We start from the raw sequence: 26,398 nt of genomic DNA on the forward strand, positions 1-26,398 counted from the left end.
TTAGCCGTTAAATCCGTAGAAAATGATCTTTCTGATCCGCGCGATCTGCCTTTTCATCCGCGTAAATCTGCGGGAAACTCTTTATCCGTCGAATCCATTGGGAAAAGCCGGTTGACGCAAGTGTTACACTCTTTCACCTTGACACGATTCCACGCCTCACGCTTCACTCATAACCCCCATCCCGATTTATGTTGACAATTCCCCGCCGTGTCCGAAGCTGGGATTGGCAGGTTCAAACCGCCTGCCAGAAAGACAGATGGAGGAACTGATGCCACGCTTGTCTTTGCTTGTTTTGCTGCTCATATCAATCCCGCTGCTGCTTGCCGCGGGGGAACTGGCGCTTGATGTGGGTCTGGAGGGATTCGACCCCCGCTCCGAAGCACCAAGCCCCGGCTGGGGAACCCTCACCGCTCCAGGCCAGCCCCGCCTGCCCGTGAAGACCATCAACGTCATCCTGCCCCCCGGAGCCGCCAATCTGGAGTACTCCCACTTTTTCTCAGCCCCGGTTTCTTCCGCCGGCCCCGCTCCCCAGCTCAATCCGCCTTTCACTGATGGAGAGCGGTTTCTTGACGCCCCTCCCTTTTCGCCCTCCTTCCAGGCGGTGAACTTTTTGGGCCTGCACCACTGGGGCGACGTGCGCTACGCCAGCTTCCGGGTCCTCCCCGCAATCTGGGACGGCCAATCCTGGCACTGGCAGGAAAAGCTCAGGCTCAGCCTGGCCTGGGATGAATCGCGCCTGGCCGCCGACAACCGGATTCCGCCAGTCCTGGGCCTCAAGGATAGGTCCGGAGCCTCGCCCGCGGCGGGATTCTTCGCCAATCCTGAGGATCTTTCCCTCCACTACCGGGAATCGCAGGCCAGGAATTACGACTATCTGATCGTATCCACGCCAGCGCTTTACGCCGCGGTCTCAGACCTGGAAACCTATCGCCAGAGCCAGGGCCTGGTGACCGCCTTTGCAGATATCTCCGCCATCCTGGCAACCAGCCCGGGAGCCAATCCGGGAGCCAAACTGCGCAACTATCTGATCTCCGCCTATGCCGCCCAGCCCTTTACCTACCTGCTTTTGGTGGGCGATCACGACACCGTCCCGGTGATGCACCTGACCCCGGAGCCGGACGGAACGGAGCTTGTGGCCTCGGATTTCTTCTACGGCGACCTGAGCAGCGTGATCGACTCCGATGGGGACGGGATCCTGGGCGAATATTCACCCGGCGAAGGGCTGCAGGACTGGCTCTGCGACTTCACCCCGGAGATCTTTGTGGGCCGCATCTCCACCAACAGCACGACCGTGGCGGCCCAGATCGCCGCCCGCACCGTGGCCTACGACCAATCCACCGCCCCCTGGAAACAAAGCGCCCTCCTGCCCGCGGCCTACCTCAATTACCAGGGCGAGCCGCTCTCCGTCTTCCTCCAGACCGACGGCGCCACCCTGATGGAATATGCCAAAGCCACAGTCCTCAGCGATTGGCAGACCACCACTTTGTATGAGCAGACGGGCTTCGTGCCTTCCTACCCCAGCGATCTGCCTCTGGACTATGCGAACCTGAAAAACCAGCTCAGCGCCAACAGCTATGGCATCCTGAACTGGAGTGCCCACGGCTCCGCCACCACCTCGGCCCGCAAGGTCTGGATCGACGATGCCAATGACAACGGCCTTCCGGACGCCACGGAGATGAGCTGGCAAAACATGGTCAACAAAGCCACTTTCGACAACCTGGCCAATCCCGACGGACTGATCCTCTTCTGCGCCTCCTGCTACAACGGCCAGCTCGACTACTCCTATTCCAACTCCTGCCTGGCGGAATACGCCCTGGAGAAAAAGGCCGTCAGCGTCCTCGCCGCCACGCGCACAGGCTGGTACAAGGTCGGCTGGGCCAATCCCGGCTGGGGCGGGCTTACCTCCTATAACCTCCACTGGCTGGAAAACCTGGCTGAGAATCAACTTTCCACCGGCGCCGCCACCGGCTTCACCAACCTCATCCACACCCAGTATTACCTTTTCGGCGATCCCGTGGACGATGGCGGGATCATCTGGCCGGAGCTGAAAAACGTCTATACCAACCTCCTCTTCGGCGATCCGGCCGTGCGCCACTCCGGAACCCAGAACCCGCCCCAGGCCGAGATCCTGGTCTATGAACCCTCCGGGGAAAGCGGACCCAGGATCGTGGACGCCATCAACGCCAACGGCCGCTTCAACGTGATCTACACGGACAAGCTGATCCCCGATTACGACTACATCAGCCGCTTCGCGGCGATATTCTGCCTCTTCGGATGGGGATTCCAGGCCCACGTGCCTGATCCGGACTCGCTGGACCACGCTATGCTCGATAGTTACCTCGCAAATGGAGGCCGGATCTATCTGGAAGGCGATCTGCCCTGGGACCCGGGCGATTCTTTCCAGGCCAGATTTGGGACCATCGCCCCGCTGGATGTGGTGGTCAATATCGAACGCCTGGCCTGCCCTCTGGGCGATCCGGAACAGATCTGGGACTACAGCCAGTCCGCTCCCGAAACCTATGCCGCCCTGCCTCTCGGACCCACTGCCCTCACCCTCTTCAGCACGGCCAACCTGATCCACGGGGACAATTCCGTGGGGGTCTACAACAGCGCGGAGGGCCACAAGACCATCGCCTCTTCCTTTGCCCTGGCGGATGTGAGCGACACCCAACCCGGCCTGGCCAGCCTTGTGGGCCTGATCCTGGGCTGCTTCGACGTGACCGCCAATCCTTATATCAAGCCCCTGGCCCCATCCGGCCTTGCGATCGCCATGCAGGGTGAGGATGCCATTCTGAACTGGGACCTCGTGACGCAGAACCTGCTTGGGCAGACCGTCGCAATTGGCCATTATGAGCTCAGTTTCAGCCTTGATGGGCCTGAGGGGGAATACAACCCTCTGGGCAGTTCATCCACACCCCAATTCATCCACGTGGGCGCCGGAACGCTTTATCCAAGAGCGTTTTACAGGGTGAGCGCTGTTTTGGGAGAATGAAGGCCTCACCCAGATCAAAAGAGATCATTTCACACGGATTAGACGGATTCCACGGATTGGACGGATAAAAAGCTCCAAGCAGATTGGCGCAGCTTTTCCTTTTGCCCTTTTTCCCCTATTGCCCTTTTCCCCTCTAACTGCGCGTTACATCTCTTAACTCCAAATGCTCCGGAGCTAATATTTCCAAGCGCTCACCCGATAGAAGACCCGCGGTTCGGCCGCCGCCACGAACATATGGGTGAAACTGGTCCCGCTGGTCCTGCCCACCTCGGTGTAGGGACCAAGGATCTCATCATCGGCGGTGTAATAGATGATGTATTCGTCTGGGGTCACGGTTTGGCCATAAACTGTGAGGGTGACGGGATCCCAGTTCAGGATGGCGTTGCTGCCGCTGATGGAGATGTTCAGGTTGTCGGGTTCCTTGGGTATCAAGTCGCCGATCTTGAGCAAAAAGGCGTTGGTCAAATCGGTATCCGGGCTCTGATTGGGATCGGGCAGGACCAGACTGCCGAACTGAGCTTCATTTGAATACCAGCCGCCAAGCCTCAGTCCGCCGGAACCGTCCAGAGCGAGCGCGGGACACATGTCCATTCCGCTGGAACCAGCCCCCATTGCCCAAAGCCAGTTTCCTTCGGAGTTCAGCTTGCTTACAAAGACGTCTGCCAAACCATGACTGGTGAGCTCGTGGGAGCCAAAATTGGCAGTGCCCACAAAAGCCCCGCTCACATAAATGGCGGAGGGGCTTTCCACGGCGATGGACAATCCCACGTCGCCTTCTGTTCCTCCGGCCCGCATCGCTCCCAGCCAGGCTCCGGCGCTGCCGAGTTTGGTGACAAAAATATCGCTAACGCCCGCGCTGCTTAGGTTCAAAGGGCCAAAATCCGCTGTCTCTCTGAATGCTCCGGTAACATACACCGCGTCCGTGGAGTCAATGGCCAGGGAAATTGCCTGGTCATTGCCCTCACCTCCGGCCCGTCTGGCCCATTCGACAACTCCGGCCGGAGTGAGCTTGATCACAAAGATGTCATCCCCGCCAGCGCTGGTGAGCAGGTGGCCGCCAAAATCCACCGAGCCGGAGAAGGACCCGGCCACCAAGGCTTTGCCAGCCGAATCAACAGCGACCGTGAGACCTGTGCTAAGGCCATAATCCGGAAAAAAAACTCCACCCACGGGAACCCCCGTGCTCGACCATACAGCGATATACACATATCCGCTGGTACTACCGGTCACAATGACATTGGCAAAGCCATCCAAAGCGAGTCCATTGGCATAGTCTATCCCCACATCCCCGATCCGCCTGGCCCAAAGCCAGTTTCCCAAGGGCCCCAGCTTTGCCGCGAACACATCCCAATTGCCGGCGCTGCTCAGGTTTGTGCTGCCAAAACTCACCGCTCCCCGGAAGTTTCCGGTGATGTAGGAATTGCCCGCCGCGTCAACCGCGATCGAGTTGACCTCAATTTCCTCCGCGTTCCCGGAATGCTGCAGCCACAGCCAATTTCCCTCCGCGTCTGCTTTAACCACGCAGATGTAATCGGATCCGGTGTGGGAAAAGGTGCCGAATTGACTGGATCCCTGGCATCCGACTGCGGCCCAGGTATTGCCGCTGGAGTCTGTGGTGATGCTGGTGATAACCTGCGATCCACCTCCGCTGCTGCTATTGATCCAGTTCCAGTCCAGCGTTTGCCCTGATATAAGCGTCCAGGTCAACGCAATAGCCAGGATCAAAAACCAAGATCTTGCTTTTGGCATGTTTCCTCCCCATGATTGTTTATTATACTAGAATTAATTACCCTTTTTTTGTCAATGATTTTATGGGCGTGCAGGTTGAATAGCAATTGTGTTAAGCCTCTCTTTCAAACCAAGTAGTTCCAGTTGTCAGCCGCGGCTTGAGGTGGTGGCAAATTCCCCTCGGCCACAGCGGCATTGGCCTGATGCCCCAAGTTCTCAGAGGATCGGAATCCTCTAGCTACAATCACTGTTGTGGCGTTTACCTGATTCCTCCGGATTTCACCCACTTTTCCAACCTACTTTTCCACCCTATATCCGGCAATTTTCTGGGGTCGCCCCCCTTATCAATACGGTGTCAATACGGACTCATTACGGACAAAGTCCGTAATGAGTCCGTATTGATAGCGTAATGATAATGAGGGCGATGGCTCAAGATGGGTGGGTCTCTCTTTCCAACTGAGTGTTTCAGCCCCCTTGGTGCCGTCCATTCCTTATCCGGTCTCTTTGCCCGTCCTTTCGATCCCCATTGAATGACCTGGTGGCTGGGATCTGCTCGCCTTTTTCGTGCCGATCTGCGTGAAAGCAAAAAAACGGGCCGGCCGCTTTGGCCAACCCGCTTTATGGAGGGCTATTGGTATGCTTGTTCAAGACTGGCGGATCCGGGTCGTAAGCAATCCCTGGCGGCTGTTCCTCCAGATCTTGAGGATATTTATCTCAGGCACCTGGACGGGCGTGGGATTTGCTCCGTTGCCCTGGGTTTGGTTGGGGCTGCGTTTGATGCTGTTCATTTTGGGCTCCTTTAAATTTGAATTTCTAACCATCTAACGAACGGGGGCGGCAAAGTGTTGAAAAAAAATTCTTGACAGGCGGAGAGCCAGCCCTCAGATAGGCGGAGAGGATGATACGATGGAAAAAACGGAAGCGCGGGAGGATTGCCGGAGGCTCGGGCCAGGGGGCGGAGCAGTGTGAAAAAGCTCTTGCTGCTGGCCCTGCTGGCCCTGCCCCTGTGGCTCGCGGCCCAGGACCTGCCCTTCACGGTGCGGGCCAAAACCAAATACAGCGCCTCCGGCATGATCGGCTACGAAACTGTCGATTCCCTTCGCTATTACCAGCTCCGCCTGATCCACGAATTCTGCTATCGCAAGTTCGGCCTGGGCCTGGACCTGGATTTCCTCTTCGACAAGCACCTCAACCTACGCAAGGCCGATTGGGACGACCTCCAGGACGCCCTGGACAAGATCTACTACTTCAAATACGCCAGCCCGGGTGATCCCTTCTACTTCCATCTGGGCGGATTTCCCGGCCTGACCATCGGCAACGGGCTGATCATGCAAAACTATTCCAGCATGAAGCTCTATCCGGAGCTGCGCAATGCCGGCCTGATGCTGGGCGGATGCCCCCGCTGGACGGGAGATCCCGGCTTCGAGGTCTTCAGCTCGGACATCCGCAAAAACCAGATCCTGGCCTTCTCTGCCCGGGCCCGCCCTTTGCCTGACTCCACCCATAAATTCCTCAGCGGCCTGGTTCTCGGGATATCGGCTGTGGCGGACCGGGACCAGTATGGCAACCTCAAGCGCCTCGTCGATCCGGATTTTCAATGCGACGTCGAGTCCCTGGAGAGCGATCCAGTCGCGGAGTTCGGGATAGCCTACAGCCTGCCCCTCTTCCGAAACGACAAGCTGGAGTTCGGCCAATACGCCGAGTTCGCCCACATTCTGGACAACGGAAGTGGCGCCATCCTGCCCGGGATCTGGTTCGACCTCGACGTGTTCAGGCTGAACCTGGAATACAGGTTCTACGGCAGCCGCTTCACCCCGGCCTTCTTCGATTCCGATTATGAGGAGGACCGGGCCTTTCAGCCGGACGCGGAGTGTTCGGAATTCAGCACCAAAGAGGAACTCCTGCAAGGCTACAAGCCAGCCCAGGGCTTCAACGGCAGGGTCGAGGCCTTCTTGTTTCAGAAAGTCAAGGCCAGCTTCGCCTGGCAAAACCTCATCGGACGGGACCTGGACACCGGAAAATCCCTCTGGATGAGGATCTTGGTCGATACCCGCCATAAGAGCCTGGAAAACTTCTCCCTGGCCTACAATAAGACCAAGACCGCCAGTCTGGGCATCGACAAATTCGTTGAGCCGAACGCCGAGATCAAGGCCACGGCGATGTTCCGGGTCTATAAGAACCGCTGGTTCCTGATTGCCAAATACTCCGAAAGCTACAAGGACCGCGACGGTAACGGCGTGATCACCTGGGACAAGGAAACCAAGCGGAGCGGGGGTTTGGGGGCCAAATACCTGTATTGATCTTCCTGCGGTGGAAATTTGAGTTTCATACGGATTGAACGGATGGAACGGATTTACGGATAAAGATATCGACCAACCGGAACACTGCCTTCAGGCGGTCTCTTTGCACCCACCGCTATGATCTGTCACCCTCCGGGCTGCTTTTACTTGATAAGCCTTAACTGACCCATTCGATTTGAAAGAGAGCCAAAAAAAAGCCCGGGAGCTGATACCGGGCTTGATCTATACTTAATGCCAGGTATGGGTAGGACCGGCATCCCACCCCACGGGGGCTATTTGACGTTAAAATTATCCATGAACTGCTGAAGCACAGCGGATCTAGAGGGATGGCGGAGTTTTTTGAGGGCCTTGTCCTCGATCTGGCGGATGCGTTCGCGGGTGACCTGGAAGATGTTTCCCACCTCCTCGAGGGTGCGGTGGTAGCCGTCGTCGATGCCGAAGCGGAGGCGGATGACGCGTTCCTCTCGGGTGGTGAGGGTTTTGAGGACCTCGTCGACCTGTTTTTTGAGCAGGGAGCGTTCGGCCATGCGTTCCGGGGAGATGATGGTGCGGTCTTCGATGAAGTCGCCCAGGATGCTGTCTTCGGAGTCGTGTCCGATGGGTTTATCCAGGGAGACGGGTTCCTTGGAGATGGAGAGGATGCTTTTGACCTTGTCCACCGGGATGTCCAGGACCTCGGAGATCTCTTCGGGGAAGGGCGCGCGGCCCAGTTTTTGCATCAGGCGGCGGCTGGTGCGGTTGATCTTGTTGATGGATTCGATCATGTGGACGGGGATGCGGATGGTGCGGGCCTGGTCGGCGATGGCGCGGGTGATGGCCTGGCGGATCCACCAGGTGGCGTAGGTGCTGAATTTATAGCCCTTGCGGTAGTCGTATTTTTCCACGGCGCGCATCAGGCCGGTGTTTCCTTCCTGGATGAGGTCGAGGAATTCGAGCCCGCGGTTGTTATAGCGCTTGGCGATGGAGATGACGAGGCGGACGTTGGCCTCGATCATTTCGTTCTGGGCTTTTTCCTTGTTGCGTTCGGCGCGGTCGATCTCGCGGAGGAGGAAGACCAGGTCGCTGCCGGTCATCTTGGTTTCCAGTTCGACGCGGCGGATCTTGCGGCGGGCGTTCTTGATCTTGCGCAGGGTTTCCACGAAGATGTTGGGATCGAGGTTGGTTTCGGCCTGCACTTCGGCGAAATCCTCGTCGGATTTCTTGGCCCGGCGGCCATAGGTGCAGATCTCGTCGATGGTGAAGCGCTTGATGCGGGTGAGGTCGGTGATGCTGGAATAGCTTTCCTCGATGCGCTCCACGAGGCTTCTGATGCGATAGACCATGCGCTTGATGAGCTTGTCATTGTAGTTTAGCTGTCCGAAATTGGAGTTGATCTCGGCGCGGAGGGCGTCGATCTCCTCCTGGCGGCTGGCGTTTCCGCTGTCGTCAAAGTCGCAGCTGTCCAGGATGGCGCCGATCTTGTCGAAGATGATCTCGTTCTTGCGCAAGATCTCGCGGAACTGATCAATGATCATCACATCCTGTTTTTTGTCGATCCAGGTGCCGATGTCGACGCGGAAGATCTGGTCCAGGCGGACCCGGCGTTCGCGGTAGCGATGGAGGAAATTGTACATTTCGCGGAGGGTGGAGCCGGATTTGAAGACATTCTGGTTGATCATCTTCTGATAGGTCTCGATCTTCTGGGCCACGCGCACCTCGCCCTCGCGGTCCAGCAAAGGAACGCGCCCCATCTCGCGCAGATACATCCGCACGGGGTCGTCGTAGAAGCGCTTGGCCTTGAATTTCTTGGGCGCGGCGGTCTTGCGGATGGCCAGGCCGTCTTTGGTGAGGCGTTTTTCTGTTTCGTCGATGATCTCGATCCCGTCCTGGCGGAGGTCGAAGATGATATCGTCCACCTTGTCCAGGAAAAAAGCGCTGTTGGGCAGGATGTCGTTGATCTGCTTAAACGTGATGTAGCCGGAATCTTTGCCCAGCTCCACCAGTTTCTTCAGGCATTCGTTATAGGTGATCATTAATGCTCCTTGCGGGTTGGCAAGCCCTCAATACAATATTTTTTGGACGACCTTGCGGGTCATCCGGCGGTAAATTTGGGAAAGTTCTTTCTTCTCCCGGAGCAGGTCCCTGTTTCCGGGATCGGCGATTATCCTCCGGTCCAGCTCGCCCAGGTCCTTCTGCAGCTTGCGCAGCTTGACCTGCGTGAGGATGGCGTCAAAGCTCATATCCGGCAATTCTGCGAAAAAAAATTCGGCCAAAAGGTCCCTTAGCTCCTTGTTGTCCAAGTTGTCGAGCAGTTTGGCGGGTTCTTCGATGTCCTCTGCGGAAGCGCTGGCCATCAGATGTTTATAGAGTTCCCGATACGCTCTGTTATTAAAATAATCGGGAGAGAGGCTTTCGGCAAGTAAATTGAACGAAGCGGCGTCCTTGAGGGCCAGGATCAGCAGATAGCGCTCCTCGGAATATTCTTCCAAGCTGGGCAGGGAAGGCGGCACGGCCTGGCTTTGGGGGCTTTGGTAGCTGCCTGAGGTGCGCCGCAGCTTGGAGAACAGGGCGCTGGAAGAAATCCCGAAAGACTCGGCGGTTTCCTTGACGATCAGTTCGCGCCGGACGGGGTCGCGCAGGCCGCGGATGGCGTCCAGGACCTGGTCGATGCGCTCACCCTCTGGCGTTTTGCCGGGCATCGCGGCCAGGAAGGGGATCACGCCCTTGGCGGCTTCGATCCGCTCCCGCAGGGCGTCCGGGCCCTCTGTCAGGAGGAAGGAATCGGGGTCGTGCTTGTTCGGAAGCTCGATGATCAGGGCTTCCAGTCCCTTGGAAAGGCACATCAGGGCCCCGCGCAAGGCGCTCGCGATCCCGGCGCTGTCGCCGTCGTAAAGCATGTAAACCTTTTTGGCATAGCGGGATAGCAGATAGATCTGGTCTTCCGTGAGCGCGGTGCCCAGCGAGGCCACGGAATTGAGGAAGCCGCCCTCATAGAGCCGCAGAAAGTCGAAATAGCCTTCGCAGACCAGGGCGCTTCCGGCCTTGGAGATCTCATACTTGGTCTTGAAGAGGCCGTAGAGTTCCTTGCCCTTGGTGTAAAGTTCAGTTCCGGAAGAATTTACGTATTTTCCGAGCTTGCTTTCGGGATCGAGGATCCGGCCGCCGAAGGCGATCACCTCGCCGATGTTGTTGTGGATGGGGAACATCAGGCGGTTGCGGAAGAAATCCACCAAATTGCCGGAGTAGTTGCCAAAGAGGCCGGATTCTTTGAGCAGAGAGACGGAATGGCCTTCCTTGAGCAGGTGGTTGAGCAGAGCCTTTTCGCCATTCAGGGCGTATCCGAGTTCCAGGGTTTTGGCGGTTTCGGGGCTGAGCGAGCGCTCATTTAGGTAATCCAGCACCTGTTTCCCGTGCTCGAAGAGGTTGGCGGCAAAGAAATCCCGCGCCGTGACGTAGATCTGCAAAAGCTGGTCCCGCTTGGTGGAGACCGTTTTGGTACGGTCACTGTCCGGAATCGTGATCCCAACCCTTTGGGCGAGTTTTTTGAGGGCTTCGAAAAAAGTGATCTTCTCGTAATCCTGGACGAAGGAAAAAACGTTTCCGGCCTTGCCGCAGGCGAAGCATTTGTAGATCTGCTTGGACTGGCTGACATTGAGGGAGGGGTTGGTGTCGTTATGGAAAGGACAGATCCCGCGCCAGTTCGCGCCGACGTGCTTGAGCGGCAGGTATTCCTGCACGACGTCCACGATGTCGTTGCTGTGCCGAACTTGCTCGATCAGATTCTTGTCCATCTATATCTTCACCAGGGTCACTCCGCTGCCCCCCTCGGCCTGGACCGGGGTTTCCAGCGAGATTACCGCTTTTTTCCTTTGCAAATAGTCGCGCACCTTGCTGCGCAGGGCGCCGGTCCCCTTGCCATGCACGATGCGCAGGGTGTGCAAGCCCGCCAGCACGGCGTCGTCCAGAAATTCGTCGATCAGGGGCTGCGCCTCGTCAAAGGTGAGGCCCAGCAGCTTCAGTTCGAACCGCGCCTTGGGCAGGGCGCCGGTCCTGGCCACGATCACGCTTTCCCTTTCCGGAGCGGAACTTTTAGCCTCATAGAGGCTCTCCAGCGGCGTCTTGAAACTTATCCCGTTCATGTCCACGGTGGCGCTTTTGTCCCGGATCTCCAGCACCGTGGCCTCGGCGTCGAAATTGGCCAGCCAGACCCGATCGCCGGGTTGGGGGGCGAAAACCTTTTTGCGCGAGCCGGCGCCGGTCTCCGCGAGTTCTGCGCGGATGTCTTGCAGCCTGCCTGATATTTCATGCAATTTTCTTTCCGAAAGTGACTTACGTTCCTGCCTGTCCAGTTTTTTCAGGCTGTCCTGCTCTTGTTGGTAAAGCTTTTGCTGGGAGATCAGTTCGTCTTGCAACTCTCTGATGAACTTACGCTTGCGCTCCCGCAGTTCCTCTTCCAGCCTGTCTTCCTTGCCTTCCAGTTCCTGCAGTTTGGCCTCCAGGTTGCGCGTCTTGAGCTGGAATTCGTAGGAAGCGCGGCCCAGGGCTTTCTTTTCGGCCTGCATCTTTTTCAGCAGTTCGGTGAATTCCACGTTCTGGGAGCCGCTGAGGGAGCGGGCGCGTTCGATCAGGCCGGGCTCCAAACCCAGCGAGGAGGCGACCTCAATGGCAAAACTGTCTCCGGGGATGCCCGGTGAAAAGCGGAAAGTGGGGGTCAGGCTCCCCAGGTCAAATTGCATCGCGGCGTTCAGGCAGTCGGGATGGCTCTCGGCAAAGATCTTCAGTGCCGTGTAATGGGTGGTGACCACAGCCTTGCAGCCAAGCTCCGTAAAGCGTTCCAGGATCGCCTGGGCCAGAGCGGAGCCCTGTTGGGGATCCGTGGCGGCGCCGATCTCGTCGATCAGCACCAGGCTGCGTTCGTCCGCCCCGGCCAGCATCCTTTGGATCTTCTGGACGTGGGAGGAAAAAGTGGAAAGGGCGTTCTCGATCGACTGGTCGTCCCCGATGTCCGCAAAAACCTGGCTGAACAGGCCGATCTCGCTGTCCTCGTCCGCGGGGATGGGCAGCCCGGAAAGCGCCATCAGGCAAAGCAATCCCACCGCTTTCATCAGCACCGTCTTGCCGCCTGTATTGGGGCCGCTGAGAAGGATGACGCGGGCTCCCCGGCCCAGGGATAGTTCGAAGGGCACCACCAGCGCGGGTTTGCCCAGGCTGAGGATCAAAAGCGGATGGCGCGCCGAAACCAGCTTCAAAACAGGCTCCGAAACCATGCGGGGGACGCTGGCCCCCAACTGGCGGCACAAACGGCCGCAGGCAAAGCGAAAATCCAGTTCGGACATGGCGTCCTGGTTCGCCAGCAGGCTCCCTTTCCGCTCCCGGATCAGGGCGGTGAAAGCGCTGAAGATGTTGAATATCTCGCGCTTTTCCTCCTGTTTGAGCAGTTGGAGCTCGTTGTTCAGCGGCACCACGCTTTGCGGTTCGATGAACAGGGTGGCCTTGCTTCCGGACTGGCTTTGCACGATCCCGGGCACGTAGGCGGCGGCGTTTTCCTTGATGGGGAGCACATAGCGCTCATCACGCCGGGTGATGAATTTATCCTGGATGAAGCTTTCGTAGCGGGGATCGCTGAGCATGCCCTGCATCGTCTTCATGATGTTGCGCTGCAAGGAGTTGCTGCGCTTGCGGAGGCGCGCCAGTTCCGGTGAGGCGCTGTCCAGGACCTCGCCCTCGGGATCGAAGATCTCTTCAAAGCGGCGGCAGATCTCCGGCAGGGCTTTCACTTTCTTCCAAAGCCTCCCCAGCGCGGGAAAATCCCGGATGTCCTCTTCCCTGGCGGCTATGATCAGTGCCAGGCGGGCGTTCAGATCAACTGTCCGGAATTCCTCGAAGCCGAACAGGGCGTATTCGGCCTCGCTGAACAGGGGGAAGATATCCGTAAGATCAGTGAAATCCAGGTCCAGTCCGCGTTCCAGGCATTCCTGCAATTCCGAGACCAGCCTCAGGCTGCCCTCGATGGCTGTTCTATCCTGCAGTGGCTTAAGGCCGGCTGCCCGCGTTCGCCCCAGGTCGCTGTGGCAGCGCTGTTGGACCTGGTCGCAGAGCCTGCCGTACTCCAGGTCGGCAAAGAGCTCCCGGCTATTCATGAGTTGTCGTTTTCAGCTTCCTTTTCCAGCCTGAGCTTTTCCAGGATCTCGTGGTATTTTTCGTGTTCCGTGAGTTTCAGCTTCTCCAGGAGGTCGGTCTTGAGGGTGTCCACAGCCACGTAGACCCGGTGTTTGGAACCGTCTTTCAGCGGTGTGGTGAGAGAGGGAAAATAGTCCAGGACGATCATCACCACCATCACGGCCAGGAGTCCGTTGAGCAGGCCGAAAAGAAAGCCCAGCAGCTTGTTCAGCCCGGTAAGATTGACCGCCTTGATCAGCCGGTTGATCAGCCAGATCACGATGTGGATGACCACCGTCACCACGACCACGATCAGCACCACGGCGATAATGGTGGCCAAAAGGTTGTTCAGCTTGAAATTGATGACCAGGCTGTTGCGCACCAGCGGATAGAAATGCCCGGCCAGAAAGAAGGTCGCGATTGTCCCGCAGATCTGCAGGATGGCGCCCACCAGGCCGCGGCGGAATCCCAGGGCGGCGGTGAAAAGCAGGGCTGCCAGGATTATCCAGTCGATCACTCCCATGTTTTTCTCCCTTTATCGCTATAAAAAAAACGGACAGGGACGGATCCCTGTCGCATGCTTTAACAAATTTGAGGGATTCGCCCGGTTATCTCATGTAACGCTGCATCCGGCGCTGGACTTTGAGCATCTTGCGCGCTGAGGCGTTGGCTTCGCGTTTTTTTCTCACGCTTGGCTTTTCAAAGGCTTGTCTCTTCTTTATTTCGGAAAGAATCGCGGCTTTTTCGCATTTCTTCTTGAATCTTTTCAGCAGGTAATCGAAGGACTCATTGTCTTTGGCTACTACTGTCGGCAAACAAATCACCACCTTTTTTCTTTGATTGGGATGTGCACGTTTTTTCGGGCTGGGTTTATTGTCAAGTGGAAATTGAAAGAGAAGAGACCTGGCCCACCAACGCCAGGATCAAAAAAAATCCCCGCTCCGGTCAGCTGAACTGGGTCGAGTTCGGCATGGCCAAGGCGCGGGGATCCAATGTAACAGGTTGGGGCTATAGTTTTAGGGATATTCCCAGTTTTCCGCCGGAGAACGCGTTACCGCCGCCAAATTCCAAGTTTACACCTAATTTGTCGGTGAAGTAATAGCGTCCGCCGATCTGGCCGGCGATACCCAATTGCGACTTGTAACTTCCGGGATAGCTGCTGGGAGAGTTGAAAACATAATACCCGAGATTGAGCCCGGCATAAAAATCCCAGGGTTCGGGGATGTTCAGAATATGGTTGAAGTGGTAGTTCACATTTCCGGAGATCCCCAGCACGGAGTGATCCCAGTAAACTTGGGCGATCTTCTGCCGGTAGGACCGAAACGACACTTCAGCGCCGATAGACACATCCCGGGAGAGGCCGTAATCCAGGCCGGCATAAACCGGAACTCCCCAGGCGGACAGGCCGACACCGGCATTGAGCTGGGTTTGGCCTGTGGAAATGGGACTTTGGGCGAAGGCAACCGCCAGGGCGGCCATCATAACGATGAGTATGATTGTTCTTTTCATTTTTCCTACTTGTTGGGTTTGAGGTTTGTTTCCGCCAGACGCGGTGTCCGGAGACACAGAGCCTCCGGACGTTACTGCGGGCCTTAAAGTATCTTATTGCCGCGGATGATCCGCACCAGGATAACTATGACGGCGATCACCAGAAGAATGTGGATGAATCCGCCCAGCGTGTACGAAGTTAACAATCCCAACAGCCACAGGGCGACCAGGACAACTGCGATAATCCATAACATGGTATACTCCTTAATTTAGAGGTGATGGGGCTGGCTGGACCGTGGTCAGCAAGCCCCGCTTCAGGATGGTGCTCAGGGTTAGTTTCCATTCTTCCCACACGGTCTCGTCATGGAAATCCCGTTCATTGATCATCGAGATCAACGGAGCCAGATAAATGGCGCTATAACCTATTGCCAACAGGCATTCGCGGACCGCCTCGACAGGCAGCTTCACCGCTTTGCCGGTGTTCACCGCGGTATGGTAAGCGTCGTAAAAATGAAGGTTCGCGCCCAGGGGGCCATGTTCGGACACGTCACGCAGGGCGTTGCGCAGATGCACCGCGCCGTCTGCGATCTCCCGCCTGAGCAGAGAAGCCCATTGCGGATTGTCGTGCATAACGGTCATCAGCCGGATCGGGGTGTCGATCAGCATTTCCTCGGGCGACTTGTCTTGGGGGTCAGAGCCGAAAATCACTGCCAGCATGGTCATCCCCTCATGTTTGAGGATCGCTTCGTATAGCAGTTCCTTGGTGCCGAAGTAGTAATTCACCATCACCTGTTTCACCCTGGCTGCTTTGGCGATAGCGCGGGTGCTCGCTTCGTTGTAGCCCAGTTCGGAAAAAAGCCGGGTGGCGGCCTCAAAGATCCTGCCCCGGGGCGTTTCCGGATCGGGGACAGGTTCAATGGCCATGATCTTGTAGGGATGCATGGGTAAAGAAGGCATATCTTCCGTGCTCTTCTCGACCAGTTTTTCCGCTGGCTCGCCTGGTACTGTCAATGTTATCATTATAGTGTCCTTTCCTTATTGGCTTTTATATTCAGATAATGTCCCAGACATTTGTATATCTGACTTTGTCAAATGACATTGTCTGATGAAAATTATAACTGACTAATTCGAACAAGCAAGTTTTTTTTTCCCGTAACGGCAATATAATAAAAAAATTACATTAGAAATGAGTCCTTGAAAAGTCCACAAGACAAGCCCGGCATGGATTTGAGGGTTCAATGAGGCTGCCAAGATCAGCGATAGAATCTAAAAAATTGAATTTAAATGACTTAATATGAATTTAAAATTTGCTTTTTCACATTCTTGATTTATACTTTCATGTGATAGTGTCATTTGATAATGTCTGCCGATAATGTCTGCTGATAATGTCAGATGAACGCTTAACATAGAGTGTGCAATGCGATCCCCCGGATCCAGGGGGATGAGAATTAAAACGTAGCGAAGGTTCCCCGCCCGTAAAATCCAGGGGCTGGGACAATTGTTCTTTTAAACAACCGGGTTCCGCCGCAGAGGCGGTAACCTCCAAAACAAGGAGAATATCATGAGAATCATGATTCTAACACTACTCGTCCTAACCATGACCTTCGGGCTGATCCATGCCGAGTCAAAGTTCGGCCCCTCAGTATTCGGCATCAAGGCCGGAATGAACATCTCGCGTGTCACCGGTGACGATTCACCAGTATCGGCTGACTCCCATCTGGGCTATCACGCCGGCATATTGATGCGCCTGTATATCTCTGAATCCCTGATCCTGCAGCCGGAACTTCTCTACACCCAGAAAGGCTACAATTACAAATACACGGACACTCAGGCCGAAGTCGATCACCGGATCAGAGACAGCTTCGACTATGTCGAAGTGCCTGTATTGGTCAAGCTCAATGTCAACGCCGGGGATGTGGGGCTCCAACCCTATGCCGGTCTCGCGGTTTCCTACCTGGTCAACGCCAAATCCAAGGAAACCATTAGCAATGACAACGTCAGCATCACCTACAACAACGATGTGAAGGAAGAAGTCAACGCGCTCGGCTTTGGCTTTCTCGTTGGCGCGGACGTCGTGATCATGCAAAAGTACCTGGTGGGCGGCAGATACAATTTCGGCCTGTCCAACATCTGGAAAGATGGATATGAGGGCGGCAGCGACGTCCAGAACGGCGTTTTGATGCTCAGCCTGGGTTATCTGTTCAACAACTGAGACGGAGGCCCCCCATGAAATTCCCACTCAGCAAGATCCTGTTTATCGTGGCACTGATATCAGCAATTATACCAGTGCTGTTGAAGTCATCACTAATTAAAGAAAGAACCAAAGAAAAAGAGGAAAAATGAAAACAACACTGTTACAAATTCTGTTCATTGCTGCGTTGATGCTGGCCATCATTCCGGCGGTGAACGCATTCCAAAGTACCCTGACCCTGCAGGGTGGAACAGCCTATGGCATATCAGACATGGAATTGAACCGGACCCTTTATGGTGCATTCGGTTTGTCCTATGAAGCCTGGTTGAGCCAAAACCTGGCCCTGGGTTTGAATCCCTATGTTTCCAGGACGCAGAGCGCGGACGCGACCAACAGTTTCAAATCCGATAACTACGGAGCCGATCTCTACCTGAAGCTTCGCCCCACAAAATTCATGGCCCTGAATTTCCCCGACAAAGCCGTCATCAACCGTATCTCGCCGTTTATCGCGGCAGGCGTGGGCTTTGCCCTTTATGACAGCAAGGGCGGCACGGACGAAGACAATAATCCCGGAACCCCCTCCGTCGCATTCGAAAATGACGGATTTGTGGCAGTGCTGCCGCACGCGGCGGCGGGGATTTCCTTCCTCACCAAATGGAACGTCAACCTTGATCTGGGCATCAAACTCAATTACACCACCACCGACGAGATCGACAACAAGATCGCCGGCGACTGGAAAGACGGATCATACACGCCCTACATCGGCATCGGCTTCAATTTCGGCGGCAAAAAAACGCCGGTTATCCTGACCAGCGGAAACCTGAACAAGTTTTCCGCCGTCAAGGGGACTGCCTCGGCCGCGCAAAGCTACAGCCTTTCCGGGACTGACATCAGGGAAGATATCGTGATCACAGCCCCCGAGGGATATGAGATCTCCACCAATGGCGGGACCACCTGGGTCAAGATCGCGAACGTCGACCGCGATTTCGCTGGCACCATCCGGGTGCGCATGACCGGCGTCCAAACCGGAGAATTCAAAGGCAACGTGGTTCACTCCAGCAAAGGCGCCGCAAACGTCAATCTGCCTGTTTCGGGCACGGTCATAGAATACGTTCCCAAACCTGAGATCAGGATCACCGGAACCCTGGGCAACTTTGCCACGGATAAAGGAATACCTTCAGCCACGCAGAGTTACACCATAACAGGGACCGACCTCACAAACCAGATCGAGATCACAGCCCCCGCGGGATATGAGATATCTGTTGATGGCGGAACCACCTGGGTCAAGTCCGCGAAAGTGGACCCCGACTTCTACGGAGTCGTCCGGGCGCGCCTGATCGGTGCCCAGAGCGGCAGCTATGACGGCAACATCGTCCATTCCAGTTCCGGAGCCCCCAATGCCAATGTGGCAGTGAAAGGTGTCGTGTCTGAAACCATCGCGGAGATAGACATCAAACTTATCCAGACCGTGGTGCACTTTGACACCAACTACTACGTCCTGTCAGCTCCGGACAAGCTCAAACTGGATGCCCTGGCCGCTGGCTTGAAGCAATTCCCGGATGTGAAGCTGCTTGTGCAGGGCCACACCGACAACACGGGCAACGACGCGATCAACACCCCCCTGGGCGAAAATCGCGCCAAAGTCGTGAAAGAATATCTGGTTGGCAAGGGTGTCAACGGCTCCCGCCTCGATGTGAAGGGCTTTGGACCCACCAAGCCTGTCGATACCAACGAAACTGTGGAAGGACGCGCCCACAACCGCCGCACGGACTTCATCATTAAATAAACTACCATGTGAACCTCTCCAGAGCCCGGTTTAGCCGGGCTTTTTTTTTCAGGCGGAAGTTTGGGCAAGAGGGAAAAAGGGCAAAAGGGGAAGCTGCGCCACTACGATTACCACATGGATACGGGAAGCCGAATTCCGATTCGGCAATCGGACGGAGTCCGATTCATAAACCGAAGCGACCTGTGGTCGCTATGGCAAATCGGAATTTGCCACCCCAAAATCACAGCCCCGGAGGGGCGTCAAAACTTAGCCCAGGGTGCAACCCTGGGAAAGGAAGGATTACGGGCCCCATCACGGATTCCCCATCCCGCCTTTGTCCGTTGCTCGATTAGAGCCACGGACAAAGGTGGGGTGGGGCCTTGACGAATATTTAGAATCCTCATTCCATACCCCCAGGGTTGCACCCTGGGCAAAAATCTATCGCCCCTCCGGGGCTGAAAAGAGCTGGCTGAAAGGACGCAAAGGCGTTATTTGGGGCGGAACGGCGTCCGCCCATACGTAATGTCGCACGCCGTTGCGACAACTTGGTGGTCTTGGGGTTTGCTGGAGTCCATGATCGTACCTTGCTCGATTCCAGCGAGGCGGACTCGACTACAGACCGGTCCGCCCTCCTGATCACTACGCTATCAATACGGACTCATTACGGACTTTGTCCGTATTGAGTCCGTAATGACACCGTAATGATAAGGGGAGCCATAGGGGAGGCTATCCTTTATCTACAAGTCAGGCAAGCATTTGGACCGGTAAGGCGAACCTGGAGCTAAAACAGGCTATTTCTTGATCCTGAGGCCGCTCTGAAAACGTTTCCAGATCCGGGTAAGCGGCGATTAATTTCCGCTGACGGCGGTCACCCGGTAGAAAGACCTTGCGGAGGGAAACTGCGGATCGGTCCAGCCAAGGGCGCTGGTGCTTCCAACGAAGCTAAACTCCCCGTCCGGGCTGGCGGCCTGGTAGATGTTATAGCTGCCGGCGCCGTCCACGGCCTGCCAACTGAGGGATCCGGAACTGGAAAGCACCACGACGGGCTGCTCCAGCGCGGTGCCGGACGGCGTCCAGGTGTAGGTCGTGCCCGAGGCCGGGTACAAGGTGCTGGAGAGGTCCATGTAGGCTGTGTTGATGGTGCCGATGTCCGGATTTGACCAGCCCGTGGAGGAACTTAGGTTTTTGAAATTGCTGGCGGGGTCGACGGGCAGGCTGCGCAAGCCCACCTCCATGCGGACCGTGTTTGTGTTGCCAAAGGCAAAACCACCATACACGGCCTGGATCTTGTTGCCGTTTTCCTGGAGGCGGATCTGGAAGTTGAAGCTGTCTCCGGTGATGTTCGTCCTCCGGAAATTGGTCCACTGGACCACGCATTCGCGGTTGGGCGCGGTGCCGATGGTGGCCAGGCGCAGTTCTGAACCGGCCTGGCCCTGAAGATACCTGGCCAATCCGGCGATGCGGCTGACAAGGCGGGGCGGCTCGATCCCGACCGTCGAACCGATCGGCGTGCCATAGTTGGCAGAGCTGAGATCCACCCCGGGATCCAGGCTGGACTGGCCCAGGCTGATCCAGCCGTTGGAATGGATCGCCAGGCGGTCGAAGGCCATGCCCAGAAAGTTGAAATCAAAGCCGATGGGGAATCCCGGCCCGGTGAAGATGGAGGAAGATCCCAAAGGAAAATCCGGATCGACGATCGCGGCGTTGCGGGTCGATTCATTGCCCAGGACAATCCCCTCTGTGACAGGAACATAGGTTCCCAGGGACGGGGCAAAGCCATATTCCGCCAGCAAAGCATAGCCCACACCGGTCAGAGGTATCTCCAGCAGGGGATAATTCCAGAGATCACCGCTGATAATCAGGTTTGCCTCGTAATCCCGGGATTCTGTCGGCGCGAAGGTTATCTCGAAGGTCATGGTCCCGAAAGCAGGCAGGCTGAAAACTCCGGCGTCGGAACTGAAGTCCGGATCGTCAAAGGCGATGGTGCCGCTCACCGCGGTGTTGGCAAAATTGGTTATGGTGACTGGCGTGGCCGCGGATTCTCCGAGGGGCAGGAGGGAAAAATCGTGTTCGGTCAGGCTCAGGGGATAACCGCCCGCAAGTTCGGTCAGCGGGTATTTCGCCCCCTGCAGGATCTCCTTGCTGGTCATGTTTTGCAGGAAGAGCACCAGTTCGCAGTTGCTGGGAACCCAGGCGGGATTGAGGTCGAAGGCCAGATTCACGGTCGTCTGGCCGCCCGTATCCAGCGCAATGGCAGTCCCGTTCTGGTCCGGTATCATCAGGCGGTTGACTTGTTCCACGGTGGTCTGGTTGAACCAGATCTGGGGGATGTTGGATTCAGTGATAACCGCGTGCAGCTTGACGTTGGTGTTCGAATCCGCCTCCGGCTTGCTGATCACGACCTCCACCTGATACTGGTTATCGACGTTGCTGCCAGTCGCGTTCACGGTGTAATGGGAAGCCACGGCCAGACGTGTGTTGACCAATGGCAGATAGGTGGTGTACATCGAAGTGGTACCGCTTCCTCCCACCGATGATACGACTCCGTCAAAAAAGGCGGTGGGGTAACCCGGTATTCCGTAAAAGCTGTTCCGGGCATTGGAATAGACGTTGGCATAGCTGTCGCCATTATGGTTTTTAACTATGGCAACCGGGTGTCCGTTGGTGAGCAGGTCGTGGCAGCCCATGGCCGCGCCGGGACAGTATTGGCACCAGGTGCCTGTGGCGACCTCGACGACCACCAGGTTGCGCGGCAATCCGCTCAAGGCGGCCAGCGCGGCAAATAAGGCCAGAAAGATCAAAGCTGTTGTTTTCATGTTCATCTCCTGTGATGCGATGTGCTTTATCTATCGAAAACCCGGCCCGTCGCTAAGTTCAGGGAGTCCCGGGAATTCGCGGGACAGATGAAGGTCTTGCTGGGTCGGATCTCTTTGTCTCAGTGGGTTTCGCGCGGAATTATGGTATCTTGGCTTGAATTTGTCTTGAACAGGTGGAACTGGCGCATTTTGTCAAGCGAATAATTCTCCCGGGCCATTATCTGCATGGTTCAGAACAAGTTGGCCGGTCTGATGGCTATGCTCTTTTTTACTCACATAACAGGACAGGCACGGGAAATCCCGGCCGCTGCAGTTCACTCTGTTTCCGTTAGCGGATCACAGGCAGGCCTGGACGAGGTCGCGGATTACTTTAGCAGCACTAGCTTCTTGGCGCTGTCCGTGTTTTGTGTCCTGAGGCGATAGAAATAGACGCCGGCGGGAAGCTTGGAACCGTCCAGGCTGAATTGGTGGGTCCCCGGGCCGATCTTCCAACTGGAGATCAGTTGCCCGCGCAGGTTGTGGACGCTCAGGGTGCCGGATTCGCCTTCCGCAACGCTGGCTTTGACCAGGGCAACCTGCGAGCCGCTGAAAGGATTGGGCCAGGCGTTGTGCAGAAAAGAGGTCCCCGCGGGTGAAGGAAGGGTCTCCTCCCAGGTCCAGACATCACCGGAAGAGACTTTGGCGATAAAGGCATCGGAGTTGCCCAGGGCGGTCAGGACATGGCTCCCAAAGCTGATCGTGTTGTTGAAATATCCTGTCAGATAGGCGTTTCCGGAGTCGTCCGCGGTGATGTGCCAGCCCGTGGCCCAATTGGGGCAGGAGGCCGGGATCGCCCACAGCCAGTTGCCATCGGCGCTGAGTTTGGCTGCGAAGACGTCGGAAGATCCCATGCTCTCGAGGGTATGGGGCCCGAACACCGCGGTCAGCGCGAATTCACCGGTCAGGTAGATCGCTCCACCGCTGTCGCGAAAGATCCCATAAGTGTAAACATCCCCCGAACCGCTGATGCGCTCCACGCCCAGCCAGTTTCCGTCCGCGTCCAGCCTGGCCACGAAAGAATCGGAGATGCCCTCGCAGGGCAGGTTGTAGGGCCCAAAAACCGCGTCCGCGGCGTAATAGCCAGTGAAATAGACGTTCCCGGCGCTGTCGGTGACGAGATCCCAACCCTCGTCATAGTGGGTGCCTCCGGCCTGAACCACCCACAGCCAGTTGCCGGCGAGATCCAGCTTGGCGACGAAGATGTCAGTAAAACCAATGCAGATGAGAGTGGTTGAGCCAAAATCCGCGTTGGTTCTGAAACTTCCTGTGATCAGCGCGTTTCCGTCCGGATCAACGGTCACAGCCTGGGCATTGTCACCGCCGGAACCTCCGGCTCGTCTGGCCCAGAGCCAGTTTCCGCCCGCGTCCAGCTTGGCGACGAAAATATCCCTGCCGCCCGCGCTGTCCAATACTGTCCCACCAAAGTCAGCGCCGCTGGAAAAAGCGCCGGAGATGTAGCAGTTTCCATTTGCGTCGGCGGCAATGCTTTCGGCAAATTCAAAGTCCGCGCTGCCCGCTCTTTTTGCCCACAGCCAGTTGCCGCCAGCATCCAGCTTGGCGACGAAGATGTCTTCCTGGCCCTGGCTGACCAGGGTCGTGGAGCCAAAGACCGCGGTGGCCCTGAAAGAGCCGATCACCAGCACATTGCCGGCGGGATCGGCAATGATCCCGTTTCCGTGATCCTGATCAGATCCGCCGGCGCGAATTGTCCACAGCCAGTTTCCCTCGGGATCGAGTTTGGATATGAATACGTCGTATCCGCCCTGGCTGGTCAGGATATCCGGTCCGAAATTGGCCGTATCGGTGAAACTCCCGATCACATAAAGGTTTCCTTCCGCGTCCCGGCAGATGTCCTGGCCCAGTTCATATCCGGTTCCCCCGGCTTGGAGGGCCCAGACCCATTCAGGCGTTGATTGAGCTGCCAGCAGTACGGCCAGTATGCATAGTGTTAAGGTCAAAAGCGTCAATTTCATGCGTTCTCCCATGTTTATTGGGTAAATGTGAAATCACCAGAGTTGACTCATGTCAACCAAATCCAAGCCTGAATCACAGGCTGGCCGGCTTTGCGATCCTGTCAAGCAAAAAAGGTTTTTCCAAACTGAATGAGGGTGAATGGTTTCGCCTTGCCAGGCTCTTCAGGCAGAGAAAACCGGCCAGGTTTTTGGCCTGGCCGGGAGATGCTTTGTTTTGGCTCTTTCAAATCGAGTGGGTGATTGGCGCGTCAAATCCGGATTGAACAAGCAGCGGGTTGCCGATCTTGAGAATCGGCAAAGGTAGCACGGCTGCCTTCAGAAGCGGTCAGCAGACCGCTGTGGCAAATCGGAATTTGCCACCCCTTCTTGCCCCTGATGAAAACCTGACCCACTCAGTTTGAAAGTGAGCCTTTTTTTATATGATTTGCTTATGTTTTCAACAGACAGGGTGGGAATCATCCACATGTATGGAAGTTCCCGTGACAAAGCAATGGATTACGTGGGGAAAGGGATTGTGGGCCAACAATGGGTGAAAAACGGAAGCGCGCCCATGAATTATACGGTGAAGACCGTGGCCAGCCAATCTGCAGCCCCCTTTCGCATACTGCTTTGGTAGAGGTTCAGAAAGCGTTCACAGGGTGTTCAGCCAGATTTTTTCCCAGCCCGCGATCAGACCGCCTCCATTATCAATACGCTATCAATACGGACTCATTACGGACTTTGTCCGTATTGAGTCCGTATTGATAGCGTAATGATAAGGGGAGCCATGGGGTTATGGATGCCGGCAGTCCCGGGGGTGATGCCCTTTGAACATTGATCAGGCCTGGCGAAAAGCCCTATTTCAACACCGTGAAGCGGAGCAGCGCGCCAGCTCCGGCCAAAGTGTTGATCTGGGCAAAATAGATGCCTGAAGCTTTGCCCGCGAAGGGGAGGGCAAACTGGTTCTGGGGGGCGGAGAAGAGTTGGGAGCACACCTTCTGCCCGCGCAGGTTGAAGATTTCCAGACGCAGGGGTTCCAGAGGCAAGCCGTCGCTTTGCCTCAGGAGCAGGCTGCCCTCCCGGAAGCTGATCTGATAGGGAACTTGGGGCAGGGGGGTGTCGGTATCCCTGCTCACCCAAAGGCTCTGGCTGGCCCCGGCGGCCAAGAGCGGCAGAATGGCCCGGCGTCCGGGCAGTTCCAGACCCAGGTCATTGATATCGCGGTCTGCTCCGTTGTGCAGGGTGACCATCAGAAAGCGGGGATCGCCGGCCGGTTGGACAGATTCCACCCGCACCCGCTCGAGGGCCAGGAGGCGATCGAAAACGTCCTCCGGGGTGGCGATCCAAAGCCCGCGCTGCCGGCGGTATAAATCCAGCGTCACCAGCAGCTCGTCCACCTCGTCCCGCACCTCGAGATCACCGTTGGGGGCGATCTGGTGAAAACCAAGCTGGGTGGGCAGATTGGGCGCGCAGAGGATGACGTTGCCGATCATAAGGCCCCGTTTGGAGATCAGGTCGTCCAGATTGTCCGGGGTCAGCAGATACTTCATTCCGAGCATGGGGGTGGAACTCAGATACTCCCAAACCGGCATCCGGGTGGGGCCGAACCACCAGACGGGACGGGAGAGGGCCGGCGTTTCGTAGACCAGGTGGGGCAGGCGCCAGGGCTCGGCGTAAGCATTGAAAGGATTGGAGGCGGGGAAATCCCCGTTCCAGAGGTAATCTATCCCGCCCTGGTCGATGACATCGCCGAGATAGTGCTGGCTGTCGGGGTCCAGGCCCGCGTGGGCCAGGGCTTCCGGGTTGGTGGGAGCGGCGTTTTCGGTCCAGAGCCGGATCCCGTAGGGCACGAGGTCCTCCAAAATGGCTTGCTGTGTGGCTCCGGGAGGGTCTCCACCCGGGGCGAAAGTGTGGTAGCCGATCGTGTTGCCGTGATCGAGAAGGGTTTGCCACATCTGGCCGAGGCTGGGCTGGTCGCAGCCAAAGACGGTTTGGGAAACCGGGATCCCCCGGGCGAAGAAGCCCTGGGTGAGATATTTGGGATTGGCGGGGTTATCGCTGCCCTCAAACACGGCTTTCAGGCGCGGAAGGGTTTGACTGTCAGCCTCGCTGGTGAGGCAGAGCGCGGCTCGATTGTTGCCCGGCCAGCGGTTCAGGTCCGGCAACACCGGCTTTTCCGCGAAGAGCAGGAAGGACCAGGCGTGGGAGCTTCCGGCCGGCTTGAACATGGCGTTGCGCATGATGTCGATGCTTTGGGTAGCCGGGTTGTAGATCCGGTAAAAATGGCCTTTGTAGTCGTAGAGCATGACCCGGTTGGCCGTGAGCCCCTCAACTCCCTCGCAGCCGGCGTAATTGGAGGCCACGATCCAGAAATGCCTGTCCCCGGCGGCGTATTCCACCGCCTTGTCCGTGAAAGGGCCAATGTTCCTATCGAGGCTGGGATCTCCGGACCGAATGGCCTCGACTCCCTTCAGAACTGAGACTATAGGCCCATCCGGAGTTTCCAGGCTGAGGAATAATACAGAGTTTACATTCATATGTCATAAATAGAGATAGCTGCAGTGACTCAAAGATGCTACTGTATCGTCATCCAACGCCTCAAAGACACAGACCATTTGATCCATCATTTGCTTGAGCGAATCAAATAAGCGATTATGTATAAAGTTGGTTTTCAGGTACTTCCATAATCGTTCAATTGGATTTAGCTCTGGTGAATATGGGGGAAGGTATATGATTTCAATATTGCTGGGTACTACAAGTTCTCTCGATTTATGCCAGCCTGCTTGATCCATGATGATTACGATCTCCTCACTTTCATACGCAAGGCTCATTTGTTCCAGATATAGGTTCATCATTTCTGTGTTTACCCAAGGTAGAAACAATGAAAAGTTCTCACCGGTCTTTGGTTCAACAGCGCCATATATGTAGAAATTCTGATAGGCTTGCTTGACTTTTATCTGGAGTGGCTTTCCTGACAATGCCCAGATTC

General features: G+C 56.4%; 18 protein-coding genes. 4 read left to right on the plus strand and 14 right to left on the minus strand.

Features of this window, described 5'->3' with window-relative positions:
- Nucleotides 1–268: 268 nt before the first annotated feature.
- Nucleotides 269–2,992, plus strand: a complete 2,724-nt coding sequence (locus K0B87_00660; GenBank protein MBW6513258.1) for a hypothetical protein — start codon at nt 269–271, stop codon at nt 2,990–2,992.
- 174 nt (nt 2,993–3,166) lie between these two features.
- On the opposite strand, the gene K0B87_00665 is transcribed toward K0B87_00660, so the two are convergent.
- Nucleotides 3,167–4,741, minus strand: coding sequence for a hypothetical protein (locus K0B87_00665; protein MBW6513259.1), 1,575 nt, complete (start codon nt 4,739–4,741; stop codon nt 3,167–3,169).
- Nucleotides 4,742–5,364: 623 nt separating this feature from the next.
- The gene (locus K0B87_00670) at nt 5,365–5,508 is read right to left on the minus strand and encodes a hypothetical protein (protein MBW6513260.1); all 144 of its coding nucleotides are present in this window, start codon (nt 5,506–5,508) and stop codon (nt 5,365–5,367) included.
- Nucleotides 5,509–5,685: 177 nt separating this feature from the next.
- Here K0B87_00670 and K0B87_00675 point away from each other — a divergent pair, with 177 nt between their 5' ends.
- On the plus strand, nt 5,686–7,020 hold the full coding sequence (locus K0B87_00675) for a hypothetical protein (protein MBW6513261.1): 1,335 nt from the start codon (nt 5,686–5,688) through the stop codon (nt 7,018–7,020).
- Between the two features lie 272 nt (nt 7,021–7,292).
- Here the strand turns inward: K0B87_00675 and rpoD are convergent, their stop codons facing one another.
- The 8 genes from rpoD to K0B87_00715 all read right to left on the minus strand — a co-directional run bounded on the left by rpoD (nt 7,293) and on the right by K0B87_00715 (nt 15,666).
- Nucleotides 7,293–9,032, minus strand: coding sequence for an RNA polymerase sigma factor RpoD (gene rpoD, locus K0B87_00680; protein ID MBW6513262.1), 1,740 nt, complete (start codon nt 9,030–9,032; stop codon nt 7,293–7,295).
- Between the two features lie 27 nt (nt 9,033–9,059).
- Nucleotides 9,060–10,790, minus strand: a complete 1,731-nt coding sequence (dnaG, locus tag K0B87_00685; GenBank protein MBW6513263.1) for a DNA primase — start codon at nt 10,788–10,790, stop codon at nt 9,060–9,062.
- Entirely contained in the window at nt 10,791–13,139 is a 2,349-nt protein-coding gene (locus K0B87_00690; protein MBW6513264.1) for an endonuclease MutS2, read from the minus strand.
- A complete protein-coding gene (locus K0B87_00695; GenBank protein MBW6513265.1) occupies nt 13,136–13,681 on the minus strand; it encodes a CvpA family protein in 546 nt (181 codons plus the stop codon). The genes K0B87_00690 and K0B87_00695 overlap by 4 nt, the downstream gene beginning before the upstream one ends.
- Nucleotides 13,682–13,766: 85 nt before the next feature.
- Nucleotides 13,767–13,973 carry a 30S ribosomal protein S21 gene (gene rpsU, locus K0B87_00700; GenBank protein MBW6513266.1) on the minus strand — a complete coding sequence of 69 codons (207 nt, stop codon included), beginning with the start codon at nt 13,971–13,973 and terminating at the stop codon, nt 13,767–13,769.
- Between the two features lie 193 nt (nt 13,974–14,166).
- On the minus strand, nt 14,167–14,667 hold the full coding sequence (locus K0B87_00705) for a porin family protein (GenBank protein ID MBW6513267.1): 501 nt from the start codon (nt 14,665–14,667) through the stop codon (nt 14,167–14,169).
- Nucleotides 14,668–14,750: 83 nt separating this feature from the next.
- A complete protein-coding gene (locus K0B87_00710) occupies nt 14,751–14,900 on the minus strand; it encodes a lmo0937 family membrane protein (GenBank protein MBW6513268.1) in 150 nt (49 codons plus the stop codon).
- Between the two features lie 10 nt (nt 14,901–14,910).
- Complete coding sequence (locus K0B87_00715) at nt 14,911–15,666, minus strand: TetR/AcrR family transcriptional regulator (protein ID MBW6513269.1); 756 nt, start codon at nt 15,664–15,666, stop codon at nt 14,911–14,913.
- A 541-nt stretch (nt 15,667–16,207) separates the two neighbouring features.
- Between K0B87_00715 and K0B87_00720 the strand changes: the two genes are divergently transcribed.
- Together K0B87_00720 and K0B87_00725 are read left to right on the plus strand one after the other, a co-directional pair.
- Nucleotides 16,208–16,858: a PorT family protein gene (locus K0B87_00720; GenBank protein ID MBW6513270.1), complete on the plus strand. Its 651-nt coding sequence runs from the start codon at nt 16,208–16,210 to the stop codon at nt 16,856–16,858.
- 127 nt (nt 16,859–16,985) lie between these two features.
- Nucleotides 16,986–18,623 carry an OmpA family protein gene (locus K0B87_00725; protein MBW6513271.1) on the plus strand — a complete coding sequence of 546 codons (1,638 nt, stop codon included), beginning with the start codon at nt 16,986–16,988 and terminating at the stop codon, nt 18,621–18,623.
- 827 nt (nt 18,624–19,450) lie between these two features.
- Here the strand turns inward: K0B87_00725 and K0B87_00730 are convergent.
- From K0B87_00730 to K0B87_00745, 4 genes are all read right to left on the minus strand, one after another.
- Nucleotides 19,451–21,418, minus strand: coding sequence for an Omp28-related outer membrane protein (locus K0B87_00730; protein MBW6513272.1), 1,968 nt, complete (start codon nt 21,416–21,418; stop codon nt 19,451–19,453).
- Between the two features lie 365 nt (nt 21,419–21,783).
- The gene (locus tag K0B87_00735; protein MBW6513273.1) at nt 21,784–23,430 is read right to left on the minus strand and encodes an SBBP repeat-containing protein; all 1,647 of its coding nucleotides are present in this window, start codon (nt 23,428–23,430) and stop codon (nt 21,784–21,786) included.
- Between the two features lie 836 nt (nt 23,431–24,266).
- A complete protein-coding gene (locus K0B87_00740) occupies nt 24,267–25,946 on the minus strand; it encodes a T9SS type A sorting domain-containing protein (GenBank protein MBW6513274.1) in 1,680 nt (559 codons plus the stop codon).
- A 3-nt stretch (nt 25,947–25,949) separates the two neighbouring features.
- Nucleotides 25,950–26,398: IS630 family transposase (locus K0B87_00745; protein ID MBW6513275.1), on the minus strand; the 449-nt coding region annotated here is incomplete at its 5' end.

The sequence above is a fragment of the Candidatus Syntrophosphaera sp. genome, assembly GCA_019429425.1.
Classification (GTDB): Bacteria; Cloacimonadota; Cloacimonadia; order Cloacimonadales; family Cloacimonadaceae; genus Syntrophosphaera.